Source organism: Vibrio sp. S12_S33 (assembly GCF_963889785.1).
Lineage (GTDB): Bacteria > Pseudomonadota > Gammaproteobacteria > Enterobacterales > Vibrionaceae > Vibrio > Vibrio aestuarianus.
In genome coordinates this window covers 1-3,736 of the sequence record NZ_CAWPQZ010000092.1, presented here as the reverse complement: position 1 = coordinate 3,736, position 3,736 = coordinate 1, and the positions used below count along the sequence as shown (strand labels likewise).

The following is a 3,736-nucleotide window of genomic DNA, read 5'->3' as shown; positions in this document are numbered from 1 at the left end:
AGTGTAGATATACAATCTCACCCATCTTACTTTTTTCGACTACAACACCTTCCATGAACGCCCCATATATTCTATGTATCCGCTTACCGACACAATAAACCGTCAGACTTCAGAAAACAGCTAACGCCGCATTAAGGTGCGAACAACGCTAAACACCTAGCTTAAACCATTGCACCTTAAACACTAAAGCCAAGTTTAAACTGAAATCGCCAAGCGTTGTGAGTCACTCTTAAATGCTTTGTTATGTATATTCCCTCTCGAACATACTAGGCTACTCCCGGAACTGATTCGGTTCTCATATATCGACGCCCTTTGCTTTCTTCCGTAATAAATACATCGATCAAGCTCATCTTATTGTTTTTTCTTATTTTTTCATACAAAGATTGCAGTTCTTCATCATTGCTGTATAAGTAAACCCATATGCTTGGCTGACGTTGACTGTTCAATTTTGAAACTAATGCAAAGTACTCATACCCTTTCTTTGAAGCTAATTCTGACGCTCGATTTACATAGTTTGACAGACTATGCGCCTCTATCTCTTGGCTTTTAGGAGCTAATAGTTGTTTCATAATAGGAGCTAATGTCCTTTGCGTACTAGCTGTACTTTGACAACCTAACAACGCCATCAGAAACACAATTACAACTGTTACTCTCATTAATTTTATCTCCTTTATCAAATTAGAATCTAATTTATATTCATATGAAACACTCAGCATTTTGCATCACATCAATAATAATTAATATCTGAAAACGCAGGACTTTTGAGGTTAGTAGTTGAATATACATAACGCCGCGTTAAGGGGTGCAGGCACGCAATACAAAAGCTACCGCACAGCGACTTAATCACTGAACCCAACGCAAACCGAAAATGCCACGCGTGCCAAATCCCACTTAAACGCTTTGTTATGCTTAAGCTTCAATGGGTTACGTTTTAATAGAACTAAGATTAACTCGACTTTGATTCACAAACAAAAGGCAAAGATTAGAAAACCGAAATGAATCATAGTTTTGATAATCAGGCTCGGATTTTTGGCAAATCTAGTTTGAAGTTTGAAAACCTAGAAATGGACTTCTGATTGAGTCAACTGCCCTAACCTCGCGCTTGCCCAAAAATTGATTGAGGCAATTCTCTGAATTTCTAGCGCCAAAGAATAAGAGTCCGAAAAACAGCGCTCAAAAAAGCCGACTTGCCGACAAACTCAAAACTGAAAAGCTGAGGGAACAAAGAAAACCATAATCCACTGATTTTAGGTGATTAAGCATAACGCTGCGTTAAGTGGTGAGCAACGCGACCACAATCCTAAACCATTGCGCCTTAAACACAAAACTCAACCTAGAGCCGAAACTCCCAAGCGTTGGGAATCCGTCTTAAACGCCTAGTTAGCTGCTGCACTTTCGCTAGCAAATTACGACAAAATGCCTAATTTGAAACACATTATTGCTTTCAAACGACAAAGTAAAACGGACAGCTGTGAAATTAAAACCTAATCCACGAAATGCGCTTGGCAAAGAAGAAATGACCGAGAAAATCACCATTCCTGAGCTCGGTAATTTGCAAAGAATTCTATCGAAAAAGCCAACGACAAAGCACACGAAACGAATTTAAGAATGCATAAATTTCAACAGCAAAGAAGCCGCGCCAATGAACTTAACAAACACAACACTTCCCGTAAGCAGACTTCGTTAAGTTCAACCACTTCCCGAAAAGTGCCACTGGCGAGATAGTTGAGAAGCTGAGATTTGTCCGGTGTGTAGCTAGAAAACCCAAAGCCTTTCCACCCTAAATTCACAGCTTTTCTTAACCCCAGCTAACGCCCAATTAAGTGGTGAACAACGCACTGACCAAGCCGCCGTATTGTACCGTAAAACACTTTACCTAACGCATAGTAAAACTGCCACGCGTTGAGAATCCACTTGAATTGCTTGTTATGTGAATTTTACCGTGAATTCAAAGTAAACCACCGTAGAAATGAATAGATTTTAATAAGTTACGTAAAAAACGATGCTTACCAAAACCTAAATTTCACAGCGATCTTAGCCAAAGAGAGCCGCTTACAGAATCGACAGCAAAGAAAGCGCCCTTTCAGCTACAACAAAACCTTTTACTTCACCAGATTTTCAGAGCTGAATGTCAGCAAGAAAATCAGTCAAAAAAGCATTTCAATTAAAGCGATTTAAAACCCACAAAACTCAACACAAACCTGATCCAAAAACCAATTGAGGCAGCCCAAGAACCTTGGACGTGACCAATTGAAGTTCTTTCACGGATTCATTTCGACCAAGCCAGCTTGCCGAAAATACGGAACGAATTCTCAATGAAATCGTAGCTTTGACCTTAAAAACTCATCCAACACATAACGCCGCGTTAAGTGGTGAGCAACGCAGATCACCGCACTTAAAGTATTGTGCCGTAAACACTTAACTCGAAGCAAACCAAAAATGCCGAGCGTTGGGAATCCGTCTTAAACGCTTTGTTATGTAACATTTTCAAGGACTTGCGCAACACTAACTTTGATTTTATCTAAATCAGGTTCTGTTTGTATAGAAACGTATTCACAGCCTTTGAACTCTAGTTGCATATAGTTTGCAGTCAGTTCAAATGGTTGTACGAAGCAGTCAGGTAAGTCTTGGTTATAGCCCGTCGATAACACTGAAACAGACTTACCTTTCAGCTTACGACCTAATTCTTTCTCGATAGTTAAAAGGTCAGATAGTCGGTCGAAGAAAACTTTTAACTGTGCTGACATTGAATACCAGTAGACAGGTGAAGCAAACACCACATGATCAAAGCCGCTAATTTCATGGATTATGGATAAGAAGTCATCATTTCTATTTTCATGCTCATAATCGTAGAAACTGATGTCGAAATCGGAGAGATCGAACAGCTTTGCTCCCGACTTTTCTACGAACGACTCGACTAAATTTCTAGTGTTTCCGTCCGATTTTGAAGTACCTAGAATAACTGCGATTTTCATTGAACCTCCATGTTACATAACGCCGCGTTAAGGGGTGAGCAACGCCACCACCGAACCTAAGTCATTGTGCCGTAAACACTAAAGCTGAATCAAACGAAAAATGCCAAGCGTTGGGAATCCCTCTTAAACGCTTTGTTATGAGGCAACTTGAAGTGACAAAGAAAGGAAGTTTTCATCGCTTTCAGTCACCTTATAGCCAAGAGATTTGTAAAACCTTACCGCTGACTCGTTTCTAGTAAAACTTGATAAAGTTACATGACTACGCCCTTGCTCTCGCGCTATTTCGTGAACCATATTCATTACTCTTCCACCAAATTTTTGATTTTGAAATTCTGGAAACACAATGAGTAAATGAACATGAAAAGCGTTTTCGTAAGGCTTGAAGCATAGCATTCCAACTTGCGTGTTATTGAGATAAACCCAGTGAAACCAATGCGGTTCATAGTCTTTTTTTAAACGATTGACCTGAAACTCATCACACCAGCCAAAGACGGTGTCAACATGCGAATAAAGTCCTTGTTTTACAACAGAGAACAGACTTTCAAACTCATCAATTTCTATTTGTATTAGTTGAATATCCATATGCCTCATAACGCCCAATTAAGGGGTGAGCAACGCTACCACCCAACCTAACGCATTGTACCGTAAACACTAAAATTGAAGTAGAAGCAAAATGCCAAGCGTTGGGAATCCCTCTTAAATTGTTTGTTATGCTTGTGGTTCTGAAACCACAATACTGTCATTTGCCCTTATGTACATCA

At 39.7% G+C, this 3,736-nt stretch carries 4 protein-coding genes; 1 reads left to right on the top strand and 3 read right to left on the bottom strand.

What is annotated here, in order from left to right; genetic code table 11:
• Nucleotides 1-266 precede the first annotated feature (266 nt).
• Nucleotides 267-656, bottom strand: a complete 390-nt coding sequence (locus AACW06_RS18880; protein WP_192076249.1) for a hypothetical protein — start codon at nt 654-656, stop codon at nt 267-269.
• Nucleotides 657-1,471: 815 nt separating this feature from the next.
• On the opposite strand from AACW06_RS18880, the gene AACW06_RS18875 reads away from it, so the two are divergent.
• Nucleotides 1,472-1,606 carry a hypothetical protein gene (locus AACW06_RS18875; protein ID WP_261914696.1) on the top strand — a complete coding sequence of 45 codons (135 nt, stop codon included), beginning with the start codon at nt 1,472-1,474 and terminating at the stop codon, nt 1,604-1,606.
• A gap of 868 nt (nt 1,607-2,474) precedes the next feature.
• Here AACW06_RS18875 and AACW06_RS18870 read toward each other — a convergent pair.
• Nucleotides 2,475-2,975, bottom strand: coding sequence for a flavodoxin family protein (locus AACW06_RS18870; RefSeq protein ID WP_192076248.1), 501 nt, complete (start codon nt 2,973-2,975; stop codon nt 2,475-2,477).
• Between the two features lie 135 nt (nt 2,976-3,110).
• The gene (locus AACW06_RS18865; protein ID WP_192076247.1) at nt 3,111-3,566 is read right to left on the bottom strand and encodes a GNAT family N-acetyltransferase; all 456 of its coding nucleotides are present in this window, start codon (nt 3,564-3,566) and stop codon (nt 3,111-3,113) included.
• Nucleotides 3,567-3,736 lie beyond the last annotated feature (170 nt).